The organism is Bradyrhizobium sp. BLXBL-03 (assembly GCF_051853015.1).
Lineage (GTDB): Bacteria > Pseudomonadota > Alphaproteobacteria > Rhizobiales > Xanthobacteraceae > Bradyrhizobium > Bradyrhizobium manausense.
Window position 1 is genome coordinate 6,917,783 of the sequence record NZ_CP182470.1, and the last position, 17,998, is coordinate 6,935,780.

At 59.1% G+C, this 17,998-nt stretch carries 12 protein-coding genes and 1 pseudogene; 3 read left to right on the plus strand and 10 right to left on the minus strand.

Features of this window, described 5'->3' with window-relative positions; genetic code table 11:
* Window positions 1–210: 210 nt before the first annotated feature.
* Together ACNJX9_RS33045 and ACNJX9_RS33050 are read right to left on the minus strand one after the other, a co-directional pair.
* Entirely contained in the window at window positions 211–558 is a 348-nt protein-coding gene (locus tag ACNJX9_RS33045; RefSeq protein ID WP_439406211.1) for a hypothetical protein, read from the minus strand.
* An 87-nt stretch (window positions 559–645) separates the two neighbouring features.
* Window positions 646–1,077, minus strand: a complete 432-nt coding sequence (locus ACNJX9_RS33050) for a transposase (protein ID WP_439406213.1) — start codon at window positions 1,075–1,077, stop codon at window positions 646–648.
* 241 nt (window positions 1,078–1,318) lie between these two features.
* Here ACNJX9_RS33050 and ACNJX9_RS33055 point away from each other — a divergent pair.
* Window positions 1,319–1,555 (plus strand): annotated as a pseudogene (locus tag ACNJX9_RS33055) (IS256 family transposase); the annotation flags it as partial.
* 108 nt (window positions 1,556–1,663) lie between these two features.
* Here the strand turns inward: ACNJX9_RS33055 and ACNJX9_RS33060 are convergent.
* From ACNJX9_RS33060 to ACNJX9_RS33075, 4 genes are read right to left on the minus strand one after another with little or no spacing between them, the layout of a single operon-like run.
* A complete protein-coding gene (locus tag ACNJX9_RS33060) occupies window positions 1,664–2,902 on the minus strand; it encodes a hypothetical protein (RefSeq protein ID WP_439406215.1) in 1,239 nt (412 codons plus the stop codon).
* An 11-nt stretch (window positions 2,903–2,913) separates the two neighbouring features.
* On the minus strand, window positions 2,914–3,414 hold the full coding sequence (locus ACNJX9_RS33065; protein WP_439406216.1) for a hypothetical protein: 501 nt from the start codon (window positions 3,412–3,414) through the stop codon (window positions 2,914–2,916).
* Window positions 3,415–3,446: 32 nt separating this feature from the next.
* The gene (locus tag ACNJX9_RS33070; RefSeq protein ID WP_439406217.1) at window positions 3,447–3,962 is read right to left on the minus strand and encodes a hypothetical protein; all 516 of its coding nucleotides are present in this window, start codon (window positions 3,960–3,962) and stop codon (window positions 3,447–3,449) included.
* A gap of 51 nt (window positions 3,963–4,013) precedes the next feature.
* A complete protein-coding gene (locus ACNJX9_RS33075; protein ID WP_439406218.1) occupies window positions 4,014–5,504 on the minus strand; it encodes a metallophosphoesterase family protein in 1,491 nt (496 codons plus the stop codon).
* 485 nt (window positions 5,505–5,989) lie between these two features.
* Here ACNJX9_RS33075 and ACNJX9_RS33080 point away from each other — a divergent pair, with 485 nt between their 5' ends.
* Complete coding sequence (locus ACNJX9_RS33080) at window positions 5,990–8,041, plus strand: DNA/RNA non-specific endonuclease (RefSeq protein ID WP_439406220.1); 2,052 nt, start codon at window positions 5,990–5,992, stop codon at window positions 8,039–8,041.
* Between the two features lie 7 nt (window positions 8,042–8,048).
* On the opposite strand, the gene ACNJX9_RS33085 is transcribed toward ACNJX9_RS33080, so the two are convergent.
* The 4 genes from ACNJX9_RS33085 to ACNJX9_RS33100 are packed head-to-tail and all read right to left on the minus strand — an operon-like array spanning window position 8,049 to window position 13,525.
* Window positions 8,049–8,438 (minus strand): YidB family protein, encoded by a 390-nt coding sequence (locus ACNJX9_RS33085; protein ID WP_439406221.1) that lies wholly within the window; start codon window positions 8,436–8,438, stop codon window positions 8,049–8,051.
* Between the two features lie 33 nt (window positions 8,439–8,471).
* Entirely contained in the window at window positions 8,472–9,590 is a 1,119-nt protein-coding gene (locus ACNJX9_RS33090) for a trypsin-like peptidase domain-containing protein (RefSeq protein WP_439406222.1), read from the minus strand.
* On the minus strand, window positions 9,587–12,469 hold the full coding sequence (locus ACNJX9_RS33095) for a hypothetical protein (protein WP_439406223.1): 2,883 nt from the start codon (window positions 12,467–12,469) through the stop codon (window positions 9,587–9,589). The genes ACNJX9_RS33090 and ACNJX9_RS33095 overlap by 4 nt, the downstream gene beginning before the upstream one ends.
* A gap of 6 nt (window positions 12,470–12,475) precedes the next feature.
* The gene (locus ACNJX9_RS33100; RefSeq protein WP_439406225.1) at window positions 12,476–13,525 is read right to left on the minus strand and encodes a hypothetical protein; all 1,050 of its coding nucleotides are present in this window, start codon (window positions 13,523–13,525) and stop codon (window positions 12,476–12,478) included.
* Window positions 13,526–15,135: 1,610 nt separating this feature from the next.
* Between ACNJX9_RS33100 and ACNJX9_RS33105 the strand changes: the two genes are divergently transcribed.
* The gene (locus tag ACNJX9_RS33105) at window positions 15,136–15,591 is read left to right on the plus strand and encodes a hypothetical protein (protein ID WP_439406227.1); all 456 of its coding nucleotides are present in this window, start codon (window positions 15,136–15,138) and stop codon (window positions 15,589–15,591) included.
* The last annotated feature ends 2,407 nt before the right edge of the window (window positions 15,592–17,998 follow it).

The following is a 17,998-nucleotide window of genomic DNA, read 5'->3' on the forward strand; positions in this document are numbered from 1 at the left end:
CCGCCGCGCGCAGGGGCGGTCAAGGCTGGCCGCATTTGCGGCCACCGCAAGGCGTGGCCTTGACCGGCCCGAGCACGGCGGCACACTGGCGTGGAACGGGACTGCACTCTGGCGTGACCGGAATTTGCCGTCAGCGGCGATTATGGTTGTCGGGCGCGGGCGACCTCGTGGCGAAGCGTGACGCGTCGGCTGCAAGCGTCACCGGACTGCCTATTTTGTCTTGCCGAGCTGAGGCGCCCGCGCGCCGGTCTTTTGGGGCCTCCGCGGTTTCCACTGCGCCACGAATCGTTCGTAGCTTTGCTCCGCCTGGGCGGCAATCAACATCTCGCGGTCGCGCAGCGCCTTGATGTTGTAGGCATAGGCGGGTCCACGCCGGCTGCCTTTCTGTTGCGGATGTCCGGCTTGAAGTTGCATTGCGCGGGTCTTGTTGGCGACCAGTGCTGGGCGGGCCCACAGGTAATCCTCGCCCTTCGTCAACAAATGCCAACACAGCACCGTGAGCTTGCGAGCCACGGCCACCGCGGCGATCTGATGGCCGCGCCGGGCGCGGATCCGCACGAAAAACGCATGCAGTGGACCGGGCGCCTTGGCCGCGGCCAGGCCGCCTCGACCAGCATGGCGCGCGGGTGAGAACGGCCGATCTTGCTATGCGGCCGTGATGGCCGCTCCCAGTCCCGACTGCCGCACCCGCGGGTTCAGCCCGAAATAGCTCACCAGTTTCTGCGATCCGTTGAACCGGCTGATGTCGCCGATCGCCGCCACGATCCCGGCGGCGACCGCCAGATTGACGCCGGTGATCGTCATCAATCTGTTGACCGCGGGATCGTCGATGGCGTCCTGCGCGATCTCGCGGTCGAGCAGGGCCAGGTCTTCCGCCAGCCGGTCAAGCTCACGGACGTGCCGATCGACGGCCGCCCGCTCATCGTCCGGCAACTGTTGAGCGGCCAACCAGGCCCGGCCGCGGGCGTTGAAAAGATCGGCATGCGGGCACTTCGGGATCAGGTGCGCGTGCAGGATTAAATGCACCTCGTTCTTAAGCCGCGTGCGATGCCGCACGACCTGGTAGCGCCGCGCCACCAGCCGACGCCTGCGTTCGGTCGCCGCGTCAGGCGTCCAGATCTGCGGCAGGTATCCCGCCGCCTGCGCAACCGGGCTAGTCGCAGAGGCGGCCAGCTACTAACTCGAGCTCTCGGCTCATCGGGTGCATCGGCCTGCCCGCACTTCGTGCTCCCGGTGCCTCTGTCCCGATGGTCGCACCATACGCCACGATGTAGAACACCGCAGCAGAACGTTGGCACCGAGAAATCTCATACCGGTTACCAATCCCATTGAAAGCACCTTCACTACGTGCGCCACCGCACGATCGAAGGGTTGCCTGTCCAACAGGACGGCGCTCGCGATGGTCTTCAAACTGCTTGAGGCCGCGCAGAAAAGCTGGCGTTGTCTCGATGGCCACAACCAGTTGCTAGAACTCGTTCTCGGTGTGACATTCAACGACGGGATCGAGGTCATCGCCAAACCAACTGACCGTGAGCCCATAACCGCCGCCGCCTGACCGGCCAGGCCGTCGCAAAAATTTAGCGATAACTCCCGCCGTCTGTGCTGGGCACGCTTTGCCTGACCATCGGGTTCAAATGCGAGGATGCTCCTTGCCTGACGCAGGTCAGTACGCAAATTTCAGGGAAGCCTTGTAAACGTCCTGCTTCACGAATGTCATGGGGTCGGTACCCTTGTTATACGACAAGGCTATCGAGGTACTGCCGTTGCCTATCGAGGGGCTTGGACAATTGGCCGTTGATGCGCTCTTGCCGCCGATCCGGTAGTCGACTTCAGCGCCCAGCTGATAGATCGGCTTCTGGGAGACTGCATCCCACAGATACTTCGTGCTGCCAATGAAAGAGATCGTGCCGCACAGCGCCGCCCCTACACTCGGATCGTTCTCGAACAGGACCGCACGCAATTCAGCGTTTCCGCCGATCAGCGCGTAGGTGGTGTGGGGCAGGAAATTGGTCAGACCTCCATCATTCACACGGAAGACATTCGCTTCTCCCATAAGACGAAAATAGTACCCGACCGGCTTCGGTGTAAGAACGTCCAGCCTTCCGCCCAGGTTGATCCCGTTGTTGATGTAGTAAGGCTCCCAGAGCGCATCGAAGCCGGCGATGCTCCCCCGCCCGCGGAAGTCCGTCTGAGCATAGGGGAGAAACTGCAGATCCTGCTGCTGAAAAACCGCCGTGTCGCAAAAGTAGGATTCAACATCAAAGCCGGCACGCAATGCGCTCCGTTCGCTGGCCGACATCGGTTCGTTGAGGTTGCCATTGGCCTGCAGGAACGGGCCAAACCCGTACCGCGCGAGAAAGCCTGGTCCGCGATTGCTCGCACAACCGGTCTCCGCTCTTGTGGCCTCCCAGTTGTAGGCCGACCAGCCACCGAACGCCTTGACGCTGACGGACTGCGACCTGGTTTTGAAGTCATCGCTGTAGGAGAAGGAGGCGCCTTGCAAGATTTGATATCCCTCGTATGGAAACACGTAGGATACCTGATCGTACTGATCCTGCCTCATCAGAAGAAAGGGCGCGCCCGGAGCGCCGTCGCCGGGAGGTGGGGTGGTGGCTGCCTTGGCGCCGGGGGCTGGAGCCGGAGCAACCGCCGCGCGCGCGTCGCGAACGATCTTCGGCTTCGGCGGCGCAAGCGCGACGACCGGAACGAATTCCGCGCATTCGGAAGGAAGGGTCACGTTTCGCTTGGCCAGGATCCGGCAGGCCGCGATGAAGTCCAGATCCTGTTCGCCTGACCTGCGCGGCCGCTGGGCAGTCGCAGAATCCCCGGCCCCAGCCTCAGCCGCCGAAAGCATTGAAGCAGTCAATAATATCGCGGAGAAAATCGAGAACTTGTGTTTCATAGCGCCCCCCATCAAAGCAGCTGCCGGATACGGGCAATCAACTGACCTATGTTCATGCCCTTGATCTGATTGAACGTGAGATGAGGCACTTCCGCTCCGGGCCAGAACTCGTTGTTGATCCTGCTCATGAGGTTGTCCCGGACCGCGGGACCGCCGGCAATCATCCAGATGACCTTGAAGTCGTCCTTGAGCGCTTCCGGCGTGTTGCCCGTTGCGGAGGCCAGTCTCTGTCTGATGACTTCAGTGGAGGGCTTGCCGGCGAGAGCCGTTTCACGAATAAGTCCTGCCTCCGGTGCCTCGGCTGATATGCCGACGCTCTCGGGTGCTGCGGCCCGCAATGCTTCGGCATGGCGCCTGAGTTCACGCGCATGCTCGCGCAAGGCTATCGTGTGCTCCCTCAGAGCGGCTTTGAGGTCGTCATCCCTCTTTCGAACTGCCTTCTTGCTCGAGGCAGCCTTTGACTTCGTCGTCTTCTTCGCCTTTTTCGCCACCTGATCCCCCACCACCTTCACAGATATCCGCCCAGATGTTCTGCGCAATCTCCCTACTTTTCGTCGGGTGGTGCGCCCGGCACGATAAGCGGAGCTATCAGTCCAAAGAGCGCTGCGAGCGCCGAGGCGAGCCACGCCTCCATGTTGAGCCACGGGTATTCGGTGACCAGCCCGCCGCCGAATGCCCAAAGATAGAAAGCCACGGCCGACACGCCGACACTTCTCCACTGGACATCCCAGACCGTGACGTCCGTCTTCCGCGGAAGGTTGGCATAGGCCCGCAGGATGATGCAGGTGCCGAGGCACAGTAGGAACCAGCCTGCAACGAATTTGTGCGTGGCGGCGCTATCCTTGATGGCATTGTAGGCCGCTATCATCTCGGAGGGAATCAGCTTGACAAGCGCGGAGAGATAGTTGTCTCCCTTGGCAGCGGCGACTTGGTCCAGATCCGGCTCTTCGTGATCCCTGGCGCCGTCCTGCCTCATCGTCTCGCGAATAAAACCCCGCCCGCCAACACTTGGCGACGCCGGCGCGTATATGCGCGTGGCGCCCCTTATGAAGTTCACCATGGGTAGCCTCATGAGTGCCTAAAATGGTTCGAGCAGACGAATTTTGGGCTTTCAGCCGCCGCTGATGGTTTCCGAATATCTCTTCACGCAATTGCCGTTGAGGTCCTCGAAATAACGCACCTCGACCGGCCCCTGGCTGGTAATGGACAGCGTCGCAAATGCGTTGGTGAATACGTTGCCGGCCACCGACAGTTTCGTATCGCTGATCAGCGCCGGGGCATCGTTCAATCCTTGGATCACGTCGTAGGGATCATCATCGACAAAGGTCGGAATGGCGCTGCAGCCGACACAGCGTCCCCTCTGGAGACCGATGTACGGCTCGTAGATGCAAAGATTGTGCTCATGGCCCCAGAACCAGGCCGGTATCGGCTTTCCGAGTGACTTCAGCATCTCGAACGTCTGCCGAAGCTTCGGATTGTATGCCGCCCGCTTCGCGCGGTCGTCCGGCTTTCCGATTGGCGAGAAGGCTGAGAAGAGCGGATGGTGCGACAGGAGAATGGTGCTGCCCCCGAACTCCTCGATACGGCGGCGGTGCCATTGCTCCTCATCGGCGTTCACAAACGTGACGGCATCGTTGACTGTGAACGGATTGTAGTCGTGCAGCCCAGTGTCCATCGCCAGCAACTGCCATTTCGCGTCCTCAGTACGCAGGCAGAAGAAGCTCGCCGGCTGGGCGAAAGGCTTCTTGTTCAGGCGCCCGATCAGACCGTAGTAACCTACTCCGCCTGAATAGAGGTCGTGATTGCCTGCCAGCGTGTAGACAGGGATGTTCGTCTTGTGCCGTTCGAAGACGTCATCGATGATGTCCTCGAAATTCGTTTCGCACTCCTGCGGCGTACCCGAATAGTAGATGTCGCCCAGATGGACGATGACATCGGGCTTTTGAGCCTTCAGCTGCGCAAGCAGCCGTCGCGCCGGAGCCGCACCGGTCCCCCAATCCCCGATCAGGCCAATGGTCGCATGCGATGGTATCTGGATTACGCTTTCGCCGGCCTTCTCCGGCGTGACATAGGGGATCTGCGCGCGCGTACCTCCGGGTCCGAAATAGCGCAGATATTGATTGATGGTGCTTGCCCAACGGACGTCGCACTTTGAATCGGTCATCTCGGACTGCAGTCTGTCCGCAGTCGTCTGATCGCCCTTCAGCTTCGCTTCAAGGTACTGCAGGCCAAGGGATGCGCAGACTTTCGCAAGACCAGCGGGAGAGAGTGCCTCGGTCTGGATCTCGTGCGCAGCCGGCCCGCGAGCCTTGCGGTCGACTCTCCCCTGCATTCTGACGCCAGCGACCTCGGTGGCGGCGTCGAGCAACCCTTCCTGACTGGCCGGGGCGGATTCGGCGTTGCCGGAATCCGCCTGCTCTTTGCCTGAGATCTCCGCGGCCGCTGACTGAAATATCGAAAGGATATGGTCCGGGTAAGTATATGATCCGTGGCTCATAAAAAGCCTCAAGACTGAACGGGCGGTAGTAATGCGCCAATACAACCATAAGCTTTGGAGCAAGACCAGAGCCGGCAAGGCCAATCCCGCGACTTTTCTCAGCATCTTTTAATTGCCTTCGGCAGAAATGCTGCACTGCAGGTCATCCCATTCTCTCCTGGAGAGCGCGCTGTTCTCCAAGGTTACTTTTTCGACCCAGCAGTCATCTGATCACCTTCCAGTGCAGGCCCGGAAAAGCGAACGGCGTTCAGCCTTGATCGAGGAATGCGGCACTAGTCCTCGGACCCAGGCCTTCGGATCCGCAGCATCCGCATCGGCATAGCCCCTGAGAAGCTCTCGTTCTTCGCGGTGAACCGCCCATGATATCGAGTGAGGCGTTCAGACTCGAGGGGCCCATAAACTGGCGAGGGGCGGTCGATCAATGGTTCCTGATCGGCTGCGATTCCATTGGCTAATAAAGTTGAATTCCAAGAAGCTGTCTCAGTTCGAGTGAAGATACCAGGCTCGTTGTCGCTGCGGCTGCCGCAAAGCTGGCTTGCACGGAGCTTTTCGTTTCTTCATTGTCCAGGTCATGGCAGGAGGAACCGGACATGGCTGACGTGACGGAAAGCCAGCTCACTCTGTTGCGACGCTTTAACGATTCGGTCCTGGGCGCAGATCCGAAGAAGGCCGCCGGGCGGGCAGATCGGTCGCCCGTCATCCGGGAGACAGGCTCAGCCGAGGCGATCGACCGTCAATTCCAGCGTGAAAGCATCATCCTGCGGCGCGAGAGACCGGTCCTGACAATCCGTGACAACAGGCCCGACCTTAAGGACTTCCGCAATCCGGCGGAAAGCGAGGTCTGGGAGCCCATTCTTAGGAAGGCTGATGACGTTCTCCAGAAGGCCAGCCGGGCCGTTGGACGCATCAACCTGACCGGCGGCCGACTCGACTGGGTCGGCACGGGATGGGTGGTCGCGGCCAACCTCATCGTCACGAACCGCCACGTGGCTGAGGAATTTGCACGCACCAAAGGTGACGGCTTCGTTTTCCGGACCGGCATCGACGGTCCTGTCGTTGCCGACGTGGATTTCGTCCACGAGGCCGACAGCGAGAACTCACTGGTCTTCAGGCTGATAAGGCCGGTACATATCGAACCTGAACCGGGCTCGGACGTTGCTTTTTTCGAGATCGAGCAGACCGGCGGAGGCTGCAATCTCGCCACCCCTATTCCGCTCGCTGCTGCTCCCGTCGCAACGAAGTATGTGGCCACGATCGGATATCCGGCCTACGACAGCCGGATTCCCGAACCGGATCTGATGAAGCAGATATTCGGCAATCTTTATGACACGAAGCGGCTGTCTCCGGGCGCTGTGACGAAGGTCGGCGAGACAGACCTGCTCCACAACTGCACGACGCTGGGAGGAAACTCCGGCTCGGTCGTGCTCGATCTCGAAAGCGGCCGCGCACTCGGCCTGCACTTCAGCGGGAGCTTCCTCAAGTCGAACTATGCAGTCCGTGCGGACGTGGTGCAGAAAATCCTTTCCGACATCAAATCGGGAGTCCGGCGGCGGGACGTTACGGCAGACACTCGGCCGTCTGTGAACGTAAGAAGCGCCGATCTGACCGTCCGGGCCGCCGCGCAGCAAACATCGCTGACCATCCCATTGAAGATTACGGTCTCGGTTGCTGTCGATGGTGCGGCGGGCCCCCCCGCAGCGACGCCTCAGGTTGGCTTTGCCACACGCCGGGTGAGCACAGCAGAGCCTGACATTGCAGGAGAGGAAGCAGTCGCTGCCGACTACGACGGCCGGAAGGGCTATCAGAGCGACTTTCTTGGCAAGGCGTTCGCGGTCGGTCTGCCTGAGGTGCGCCGGGACGCGGACGACGTCCTGGACTTTCAAAGCAGGAGCGGCCGGCAGACCGTGCTTCGGTACGAGCACTTCTCAGTCATCATGAGCCGGAGCCGGCGAATGTGCTTCTTCAGCGCCGTGAACATCGATGGGAAGCTGTCGAAGAAGAATGGCCGGGCCGGTTGGAAGTGGGATCCGCGGATTCCGAAGGCACAGCAAATCATGAACGAGTGCTACGGGAATCCTCCGAAATTCAGTCGTGGCCACATGACCCGCCGCGAGGATCCGGGCTGGGGAAGAAGCGCGGAGATCGCAAGGCGCGGAAACGAGGACTCGATGCACGTCACCAACACGACGCCCCAGATGCAGAAGTTCAATTCACCGATCTGGTTGGCGCTCGAGGACTACGCGCTTGATCACGCGCGCCAGGACAAGATGAGGATATCGGTCTTTACCGGTCCGTATCTGCGCGAGGACGACCCGGAAAGGCACGGCGTGCAGATTCCGCGCGCATTCTGGAAAATCATCGCCTTCATCCACGATGACACCGGCGAACTCTGCGCCACCGGCTACGAAATGGACCAGTCGAAGAGTATCCCGCCCGATACTGAATTCGTGTACGGCGACTTCGTATCGCCCCAGCTCGCCAGGTCCACGCAGGTCTCGATCGCCTCGATCGAGAAGCGCAGCGGGATCCATTTCGATGGGCTGGCGAAGTCGGATCCTTTCGTTGACACGAAAGAAGCCTTTGGCGCAGGCGAGATTGAGCTTGATGCTCTCGAGCAGATAATTTTCGTGCGCCGGCGGTGAAGCGGGCCTAAAGCGCCCGCTTTGCGGTCATGACATTGCCATGCACCACGACATCGCCCTTATGGGCCGCCGCGTCCACCGCGGCCGGCAGGGTGTCGGCAAGAAGCGATAGCGTGGAGTCGTCGGGCAATCCGAGCGTGCGCGAGAGCTGCCCCACTTCCTCCGCCTTGAGCGCGGACTTCACCTCGACCGCCGTGATCGGCGCCGGCTGGCCGCTGTTTGCCCAGTTCCAGACGCGGTCGGCAAATCCCCCGACCTCTAGGCGGTCAACGAGGCCCTGCAGGTTTCCGATCGAGGATTTGCGTAAGACGGGCTCAAGCAGCTGCGGGATGGATCTGGAATCCACCTGGCTCAAAAGCCCGCGGAAAGTTCCGCCGAAATCTTCAAACACCGCCATCACTTCGCTCTCTCTGAGGTCTTGGCTTTGGATTCATATACGCAACTCCGGAACCTTGCCAGAGTATCGCTGCAACAGATCACCTTTGATTGCACTCAGCTGGGTACCGACATTAACGTACGCAACGCTCCGGCCATTGTAATTGACATCACTGACGCGTGTCGCGCCGCGGTGCAGGCCAACCACCTGCCAGCGGTCATTGAATACCGGCGATCCTGACGATCCGCCCAACGTATCCGTGAAATACCGCAAATCAGTGTCCGTGGCCCCGGTTAACAGGTTGTTTCTGATAGCAAATTTTTTGGGCTGCCCGTCCGGGTGCTGGATGATATTAAGAGCAATATTTCCCCGGGTATTATTCGTCTGCGCAAGCTTCTCGCCTATTTGAAGCGGTTCCCTGTCAATCGGTTCGGTGCGGAGGAGCGCATAGTCCAGCTTGGCGTCCCATGCCACGAGCTCCTTAAGGCCGATCGTCACGCCCTTCATGCCATCGGAGTTGAAGTCGAATTGGGCCTTGCTGGTCTCGGCCTGGCAGACGAGGTCAGCCTCGTCCGCATCATTCTCATCGTCATCTCTGGCGTTGATGACGTGGTGATTGGTGAGCAGGAGATTTGGAGCCACGAGCCATGCCGTTCCCAGGTAGATCACGGGCTCGCCCTTGTCGTTCTTTTCCAAATTTTTGTTCGAATAGCGCGGCACCGACAGCTTCGCGATCGCGTTCGCTGCCACCAGACCGGCTTTCATGTATTCGTAAGGCACCATGTCATCGTGGTGCACTACGACTTCCTTCAGTTCCCTCAGATCGCCCGGGTCGACCTTGGGCGCTCCGGTTGAACGCAATTCGATCTGATCGAGCTTCTGCCTCAGCGGCTCCGCATCCTCGCGCCCTACCGAGAAGGTCACTGCATTGCGCAGCCAGATCTTCATTGGAACAGAGCCGTCGGAAAGCCGTCTGACGCTGTTGAGAACGCCGAGGTCGAGAGTGGCGGCGAACAAGGGCGGGACATTCACGCCCGGCAGTGCCTGCGCGAACAGCGGCATGACGCCGGTGAGAAGGGCGTTGCGCCGGGGTGGATCGTAACCAACGATCGTCACGACGAGCTGCGCGATCTCATGTACGACCTGATCGTCGAACCATTTGAACGATGTCACGATACCACCTCCGAAGCAGCTTCGCGCTCCCACACCTCACGATATGGATCCAGTCCGGCCAGCCCTGCGCTCGCCAGTGAAGCGCCTTCCGTGGCGAAGAGATCGAGCAGAAGCTCGGTCATCTCGGGAGGTCCTTTCCCGTCCTCTACGATTTTCAGAATCTGCCGTACGGCCCCTTCCAGGATTTCGCGCTGCGGTGGCGAAGCATCATTCGGATTGTCGACTGGATTTCTGAAAATGTGGGCATACTTCGAAAAGGTGGCGAAGATATCGCTGGCATGCAGCAGGCCGGTGCGCAAGAACTGCAAAAAACCGTCCGCGACGCGGGGAGCGATCCTCGCAACCGTTTTGGGGTAGTCAGCTCCGAGGCGAACCAGGGCCAGCCTCAAAAGGTCCCGCTCCTTCTGGATCTCAGAGTCGGAAAGTTTGTTCAGGCTCTCGGCGAGCCGCTCTCGATAGATCTCATCAGCAGCACCCAGCGGCTTCGGCAAAGCGAGTATCTCCGCAAGGGCTTGCACACTCGTAAGAGCAGACGTCAGATTCCTGGTCACCTCTACCAGGCGTTCCAAAGTGACGTGTGCTTCCTCGACAGCTTGCAGTCTCAGCGCAGCCTGTGCGCGGAACCATAGGATTTCTGCAAGCCTGCCCCTGTTTCCCAGAGCCGGATAGTTCGCCAGCGCGCGTCCGGTAACCTCCATTGCGTCCCTTGGGAAATCCAGCGCGAGCCAGGCGCGCGCTTCTATTGCAAACAGTGGACTGTCGAGGCTGCGGTCGCTTCGCTGCTTCAGCAGCGCGATCGTCTCCTTCGGCCCCCCGTAGCGGAATGCATCCAGAGCCTTTCTGCCAATCAACCTTTCCCAGCTGGACAGATCGGCGAGTTGATACGATGCCGGCGGCAGCTCGATGCTCATGCGCCCGGCCAGCCAGATCTGCTGCTCAACCGGCAGCTCATTGACGGACGAATACAAGAAGTTCTCGACGCCGGACAGCCACCTGCCTTCGATATCCTCGCCAGTCTGCTTCAACATCAGACGATTGTATATTTCCTCGGCCCGATCGACGACCGTCTCGCTCGGTAGATAGAATATCACGACCGCCTCTTGGATCGCCCTCACCCGGTCCGGCTTGTCGTTCATCAGAAGCGCAAGAACAGGCTGCCGTACCTCTTCCCTGTATCGCAACGAGCTGTCGCTCTCGATGCTCACTAGCGCATGCTCGCGCCTCAGCGAATCAAACAGATACTCCGCCCGATCCTGATCGATTTTGCCAAGGCCACATATCGGTGCAAGGACATCGCGGATGATCGCGACGTTGACACGCCGGAGGACCATACCCGGATGGGCGAGAGCGCGGACCTCGGGTTCATGGATGTGGTCGAGTATCCGCCTGTACAGCTGACCCTGCACAACGCTCTGTGCGACACTGAATATCCAGAAGCGGCGCGTCTCCACTCCCTTTATTCCGGCGGTAACGTCCTCTGATTCGGCAACGCGTGCTGCGAGCCTCAGCGTCAATGGGCTTCCCCCGAGCTGACGGACAAGCGCCTGGGCAACGGTGGGATCGGTGACACCCAAATTCAGAAGCAGTCTCTGCGCATCCGGTGCACTCAACGTCGCAAGTGGAAGCTCCACGGCTTTGACGCTCGAGCTCCAGGAAGCGCGGGGCTGTATCCGTCCTGAGATGATGATCCGAATGCGTGGGAATGCCGATTGTGCATTCTCCAGCATCCGCCAAAATCCGAGGAATTCTTCCTGGGCTCGGTAGAAGACTTCTTCGAATGTGTCGAAGACCAGAAGTACGGGTACCTGCGAGGCCCCCTGCTCTTCACCCGCCGCCTGGGCAATCTCCCCAAGCATCGAACCGAACGAACGGTATAAAGTCTCCTCGGCGTTGGATAGATCCGCGGAACGGTTGCGGGTGACGCTTGCTCTTCGCCGCAGCCTGTCCCGCCCCGTTCTGTATTCATTTACGCGGCTTCGGAAACTCTGAATCGCCAGCCGAGCCCGGCTTCCCGAACCACCATCCGGGACTTGAAATTCGAGCTGACTGGTGACCGCCACCAGAAGCGTGAAAGGCTCGCGGATGTCGACCGTCTCGGAATCGAACGTCAGATATGAGAACGGAAACCAGCCCGATTGCGGCGCATTCACGTGCTCGAGAAGAAACTTGCCGATAAGAGCCGTTTTCCCGATTCCGCCTGGGCCCCAGAGCACCATTGGCGGCTGAGACTCCAGACCCACAAACGAACGCAGCCTCTCCCAGATGGAAGGTGCAACCACACCAACGAAATTGCGAAGAGCCTGGAGCTCAGTCTCGCGCCCAACAAACGTTTCATCCACGAGGTGCTCAAAGAGGGACACCGATGACCGGCTTCGCACAACCCTGTCGAACACGCTCCGCTCAGGCAGCCCGCCGAATTCGGATAGACCCCAATCATACAATTGACCCAGCGCGCGAAGCTCATCGAATGACAGGGCGGAGAGCTCGGGACTTTCTTCCCTGAGCCATTTTGCGAACATCACCTGCACATCCGTCGGATAAGCATCGTTCGCTTCCAGAACCCCCCGCATGGCCGGTCGACCGCCGTACTGCCAGAGCCAGGAAAGCGCCCGCCTTCTGACCTCGGGCTTGAGGCTGCGCAAGCGGAGATGGCTGAAACCGATAGCAGGCATCGAGTAGTCGAAAACCGCCTCGACGGGATCGACCCGCAGGGAAAGTCCATTCCATGGGACCAGCGTCGCGGGATCAAAGACATGAAGGACAGCAGCGGAAAACAGAAAGGGGAAGATGGCCTCGCCGATCTGCTCGGTTGCGCGCGCCGTCATTCTGCGATCGAGCTCGGCCAAAACTTCCGCGGTTGATAGCCTTTTGCTTTGCATGGTGTGTTATCCGACCAGCTGCACCAGGTCGGCCAGCCGTCGACCGACCTCGGACAGGTTTAAGACAGGATCCGGTAGGCCGGACTTCACCTTCTCGATCAATGCCTGGACTTCCTCAGGCGGTCTTGCGGCTGCAAACTCCCTGACGAATTCCTCGACCTTTGAAATGGGAAGTCCCGGAATATTCTCAATGGCGATCGTGCCGACAGGGTTCAGGAGATGCCCTGCAGAAAAATCCAGCAAAATCAAACGATGAAGGGTTTGCGCAGCTCCGTTGGTGATCACGTGCGACAAGGTGACAATCAGCTGTCGCGTGTCCGGCGAAGAGGCGAGCTCCTTATCGTTGAAGCCATCCAGGATGATCCAGCACTTCTTGTGGGTTGCCGCTGCGAACGTGACAAGCGTGTTGGCAAGCTCCTGGGGCCACCTGATGGCGTTCGTATCTCCTTTTTTGGGCAGCAGACCCAGGTCGCCACCCAGCTGGGTGGCGATATCCCTTGCCAGTTCGCCGGCCCCGATGGTCTCGCCCTGTCCCTTCTGAAGTCGTATGTGGCAGGAAATGATCTGCGGATAACGAGAGCGTATGTGCCTGACAAACTCGGCGGTGTAGGTCTTTCCGCTATCGGACGGCCCATTGATGACCACGATGGGCTGCTCGGGGACATCTTCCATGAGAGCCTTGAAGTGGTCGCGCACAGCCGCCCGACCAAGAAAGGGAAGTCTCTTGAAAAGCAGCTTCGAGCCGAACAGGTCGGGAATGGCCGGATCCACTGCCGATGCGGCGGTGATCTTTTGGATCATCTGCTCGATCTTGGCGTCGCCCGGAACGAGCCTCTCGAGAAACCGGGCCATGATGGGAGGCTTTTCGTAAAAGCCGTCCAGGATACATGCATTGATGGCTGCAGTGTAAAGCGGATCGACGGCCCCGCCGTCAGGGACCTGCGACCAAAGTCTCTGAGGAAGAGCGGAGGTAAGTATCGAGCGGATCGCGCCCGAAGCCCCATGCCTTGCGTTCAGCTGCGAGCGAACGTAGTCGATTTCATCACTCGTCAACATTCAGGCCGATCTCGAACTGTATTGTGCAGCTCGCCGCCGAGGACCGAAGCTGCTGGCCGCGAAACGACGCTCCCAGAAAAATTTGCCGCCCAATCGGCAGATAAACTGCCGGCCGACCGCATCGCCCATCCCACCGTCCTTCAGCCGGCCGCCCATCAACAACGTAGGGTCGCAAGTTTACCCGATGCCTGTGCCGAGGAAAGGGCTTTTTGCCGACTCTTCCTGATCAGCCCATGAAGTTTGCGGCTGTGCAAGTACCGGTCCCGGCTCTGCCGACGCCTTTTTGACTGATTTTTCTGTTTTCCGGAAACGCCCCATCCATCGCAACAGGCAAGGGCGCCTTGACTGGGATATGAGTGAACACGCGAGACGCAAGCGAGCTCTCGGGCCTATCCGGTGCATGCCGAATTGGCTGGCACACCAAGAGAGGCCGGTGCCGGGACAGCTAGTCCGTTGCCGTCCCTCATCAAGTTTAACTGAGTTCCGAGGATTTGCCCCGTCTCGCACGTGCTGCCTCAAAACAATGCTTCGGCAAAATTTACCGCTCGGAGGCGATAGGAATGGCTTGGAGTCGAATAATCGGTCGCAAAAGACACGCTCAAGGTAGCTCCCGAAGGGCTGCATCGTAGAAAACCGTCGGGATTAATTAGCGCGATTGAAATTAAATTTACGCATAAAGCCTGCGCTTGATAGCGATTTTGCTATGAAATACTTCAAACTCTACCTGCCCGTGCGTCCGATGGGCGCCCGACATTTGGTGAGCCGCTTGCAGACAGAGCAACCCATCGTCGTTTGAGGCCGCAAGCTCCATCTTGTAAAGTGCGGTGAACTTCAAGCTTCCCGCAATCGGCCGCTATGAAATCGAACACCGACGCTCTGCCATACGCATGGAGTGTAGGCGTCCGGGCGGCATCAAAATACAGCAGCTAGCAGTAGCAAATTCCGCGTCAGGCGCCATCGCAGTGAGTTGCGCAGGAATATCGGAATAGAGTACCCGCCGCACCAGCACTGCAAATTCCGACCTTTTTTTCTTTCGCAATGCGCATCGCTTGATGCGTCCGCTTGTCGACATACGTCATATCCGCATAGGCCGCCAACAACTGAAATGCGCGTCGTTCAAATCGCTACCCTTCCATTCTTTGGCATCCGCCCTAAATTTATCGACACTGGGTTGGACGATTGAGACGGCAATCGCCTTGCAGACACCGTGGCTTTAAGTTTGTCCCACGGCAATTGGGTCACGCGGTTAACCACCCGCAATTTGCCGCGAAACGCGCCGCGCGCCCCCACTTCGCCGACTGTTGTGTTTTCGTCGATATCGGATAGATCGATGCCACTTGCTTCGAGAAGCTTGCGTTAAAGCGCCGACGCCAAAATCGCCGCAGGGATCCCAAGAAAGTCGCTGACGGGCTTCCGCATCGGAAAGACGCCGATCGCCGCGCTTCTTGATGTCCTCGCTCAATGTACGGTGCATGGCGCTGACGCCCTGTCGATCTCCTCCGGAGACGGACATTTCCCGGCAGAAAATCGACCACTTTGAGGAGGAAAACCTACGCCCGCTGCGCCCTGACGCAACCCCGATTTCACGAGGGACACGGTCGCGATGGGACATGCAACGCAATCCATTTAAACAGCTTTGGCGTGAGCGTGAGGAGCCGCTCCTCGACGGCGTTTGCCTGCGAGGGCGTTTGCGCGCACAACGCCAGAGCAATCTCAGGATGCAGGCAGGCCACACTGCTGCCGTGGTCCAAGACTTGGAATACGGCTATTGTCATAGAAAGCGCTTCTGTCGGATATCCACCCTCGGCAAACCGCTTGATGAGCTCATGCGGCGCCGTGTGACAAAAATTGGCGTTATCGGGATCGAGCCATCGGCGGCGACATCAACTAGAGTAGCAGCAATTGCGGGCGGCAGCGCTGCAATCACCTCAAGTCCCTGTTTTTCGAATGTCGGCGATCGTCGGGTTCTCCTTGGCCAGGGCTTCGGCGACCCAACCATAGCTGTTTCCAAACGCCGCGCCGAATTTGCCGATTGCTTGCTTATAGTCCTTCTCGATATTTTCTAGTCCTTCTCGATATTTTCGATCGTTTGGTCATCCATCGGCTGGCTACCAAGCTGCGTTTCAAAGCACTTGTACTGCCGGGCCGCTTTGCGGGCTTCGACGATTTCGTGTTATTCGGCATGCAAAATTGGCATTGACTCTCTTTTAATGCAGTTCGAGGGATCTCTTGCGCATTGATTGGGGAGAACCAGCGCCATGCAGTAAGCACTCCACCGCTCCCGTCTGGTGCCGCGTGGGCTTATTGTAGAGAGTGCGTGCTACGAGGGCGATACGGCCGTCATCATGGTCCGGAGGTCCGGAGGTGTCGGCCTGTGACCATCATGCGGGACCGTTTCTCGGCGTATCCATAGCCGGTATCGGCGACGCCAATGAATTTCATTTGATTCACAGATTAGTCGGTCAAGAAAAGTGAAATGGCCATCTACAAAGGCGCGAACTATCTGCAACAATCTTCCAGCGAAGCTTTTGATCGGGATTACGGGCCAGGAGCCGCAGCTCCCGACGCTGGAATTTACCGGTGCATGGGCTGTCATCGCGAGATCGGCATTTCAGCTGCAACGTGTTGCCACCGCTAGGACATCACGCGCACACCCCTTCACAAGGATCGATCCGGTGGCGTTGATCGTCTACGCTGACTATAAGCCAAAATAGTGTGACAAGCGAAGTCCGGTGAAAGCCGGACTTCGGCAGTACACACTTCTCGCGACTCAATCTTGTCGCATTCTGTCGCTGGCGACACGTGTCGTTGGCGAGTTTGAGCGAAAGTCCAATGACCCCGCTTGTCCGCGTACACGAGACAGCCAGGATAGCCTCGATTTCAGCCAAAGGTAGGACATGTTCGATGTGTATCTAAACGATAGAGATGATCTGCGGGTTGTTCACGGGGAGCTCTGCTGCCTGCCACGTGTTCGCTCACGAAGAGGCGAAAGAAGAAGGCGCGGGTATCGGCGTCAGTCACGAGATCAGGCTAGCTATTCAGAAGCAAGGTTATTACGTGCGAAAGGCTACATTAGGAAGACCACTATCGCCGATCGAAGCAAGTCGACGCACCCGCGAAACGGACGCTCGAATACGTAGCTGGCTTTCAATAGTGGATGGCCGGTCGGAAGCCGTCGTGTGGCCGGGCACGACCTTATTCTTCTTCGCTTTGCGAGACCAGCTGCGCGTCAGCGGCCCCGATCGCGCACGTGGAGTTGAGGAAGAATCTCAGATTGGTGTAATCACGCTGACAACTGTGCGGCAAGCTTGGGCTGTCGCTATATGAGCGGCATTCCTTTCAGGACCTGTGCTAGCCCATGACTGAAGGCAATTCGGAATCGACTGGCCATTCGCCGTCGCAGGATATATCGGCGGGCGGGGCGTGGGAGATTGTATCGTCAGATCGCTCGGATTATACTGAGGCAGTCTAGCTGCCTCAGATGCGGGACTTAGCGATTATATATTTCGCCAGTGGTGTTTTGAGTATCGCTCGGATGAGATTGCCGGCGACGACGCCCCAACCTCCTCCTGAACCGCTCTATTAGTCGTTTCATCAGGCGGCGCAAAGCGAGCATCGGCAAGGAGCACGGACTCTTTATACGGACGATTCATGCGAGCCTCCGGGTGATCTGTCTCTATCCTGGACAGCAACGCGCCGGGAGGCGTGCTGAAGTCCAGCGACGGGTTATCCTGCGACGGATCGCGGACAAAATCAGGACCATCGCGCAACCGGGAAGACTCACTATACGGAAGGTTCATGCGAGACCGGGGAAGACGCGCCTGCGCTCCTGCAAGCGTCGCGACGACTTCCGCCGACGGAGCGCCCCTTCGCAAGAGGTCAGGACTGTCGTGCAGCGCGGACTCACGATATGGAAGGTTCAAGCGAGACCGCGGAAGACGCGTCTGCGCCCCGCCCTGCGAATTGCCCGCCCTGTTGAGCATCCCCGGCGTCCTTAGCGCGCTGAGCTGCTGCTGAAAGTCCGTTGGACCGTCTTGCCGGCTCGTCCTCTCTTCGGGGATTGGTGGCAACCGGTCGGTAGTGTTAACGCGCATACCTAGTCTCCAATTGAGAACCGCCACAGCCGTTCCGAACCCTTAGATAGCAGAGCTGCCTTTCGAGAAGCTGACGAGATCGCTGTCGCGCAGATTGGCTGATCAGAAGATCGCTGGGTCTCACCGGACTGGCACTTCACCGGCCGCCCTATTCGCGAGCACTACGCCACCGCGCAGGGTGCACTGACGGCGCGGGCTGTTGGGTATGGACAACCGCTATATCGACCCCAAGTATATGGCACCTGAATCCGGTGTCGCACCGGAGCCGCTTTGAGGCGTTTGGTTGAGAACGAGTGATCAGTTTGATGTCGACAGGTTCGCGGCAGTCGTGCCGGGCGATATCCTGGAGGTCGTCGTCATCCGTTGGCGCAAACGCGCA

Coding starts and splice junctions, on each gene's coding strand:
- ACNJX9_RS33060 (WP_439406215.1), bottom strand. CDS start 2,902: ATGAAACACAAGTTCTCGATTTTCTCCGCGATATTATTGACTGCTTCA.
- ACNJX9_RS33070 (WP_439406217.1), bottom strand. CDS start 3,962: ATGGTGAACTTCATAAGGGGCGCCACGCGCATATACGCGCCGGCGTCG.
- ACNJX9_RS33075 (WP_439406218.1), bottom strand. CDS start 5,504: ATGCTGAGAAAAGTCGCGGGATTGGCCTTGCCGGCTCTGGTCTTGCTC.
- ACNJX9_RS33080 (WP_439406220.1), top strand. CDS start 5,990: ATGGCTGACGTGACGGAAAGCCAGCTCACTCTGTTGCGACGCTTTAAC.
- ACNJX9_RS33085 (WP_439406221.1), bottom strand. CDS start 8,438: ATGGCGGTGTTTGAAGATTTCGGCGGAACTTTCCGCGGGCTTTTGAGC.
- ACNJX9_RS33095 (WP_439406223.1), bottom strand. CDS start 12,469: ATGCAAAGCAAAAGGCTATCAACCGCGGAAGTTTTGGCCGAGCTCGAT.
- ACNJX9_RS33100 (WP_439406225.1), bottom strand. CDS start 13,525: ATGTTGACGAGTGATGAAATCGACTACGTTCGCTCGCAGCTGAACGCA.
- ACNJX9_RS33105 (WP_439406227.1), top strand. CDS start 15,136: ATGCAACGCAATCCATTTAAACAGCTTTGGCGTGAGCGTGAGGAGCCG.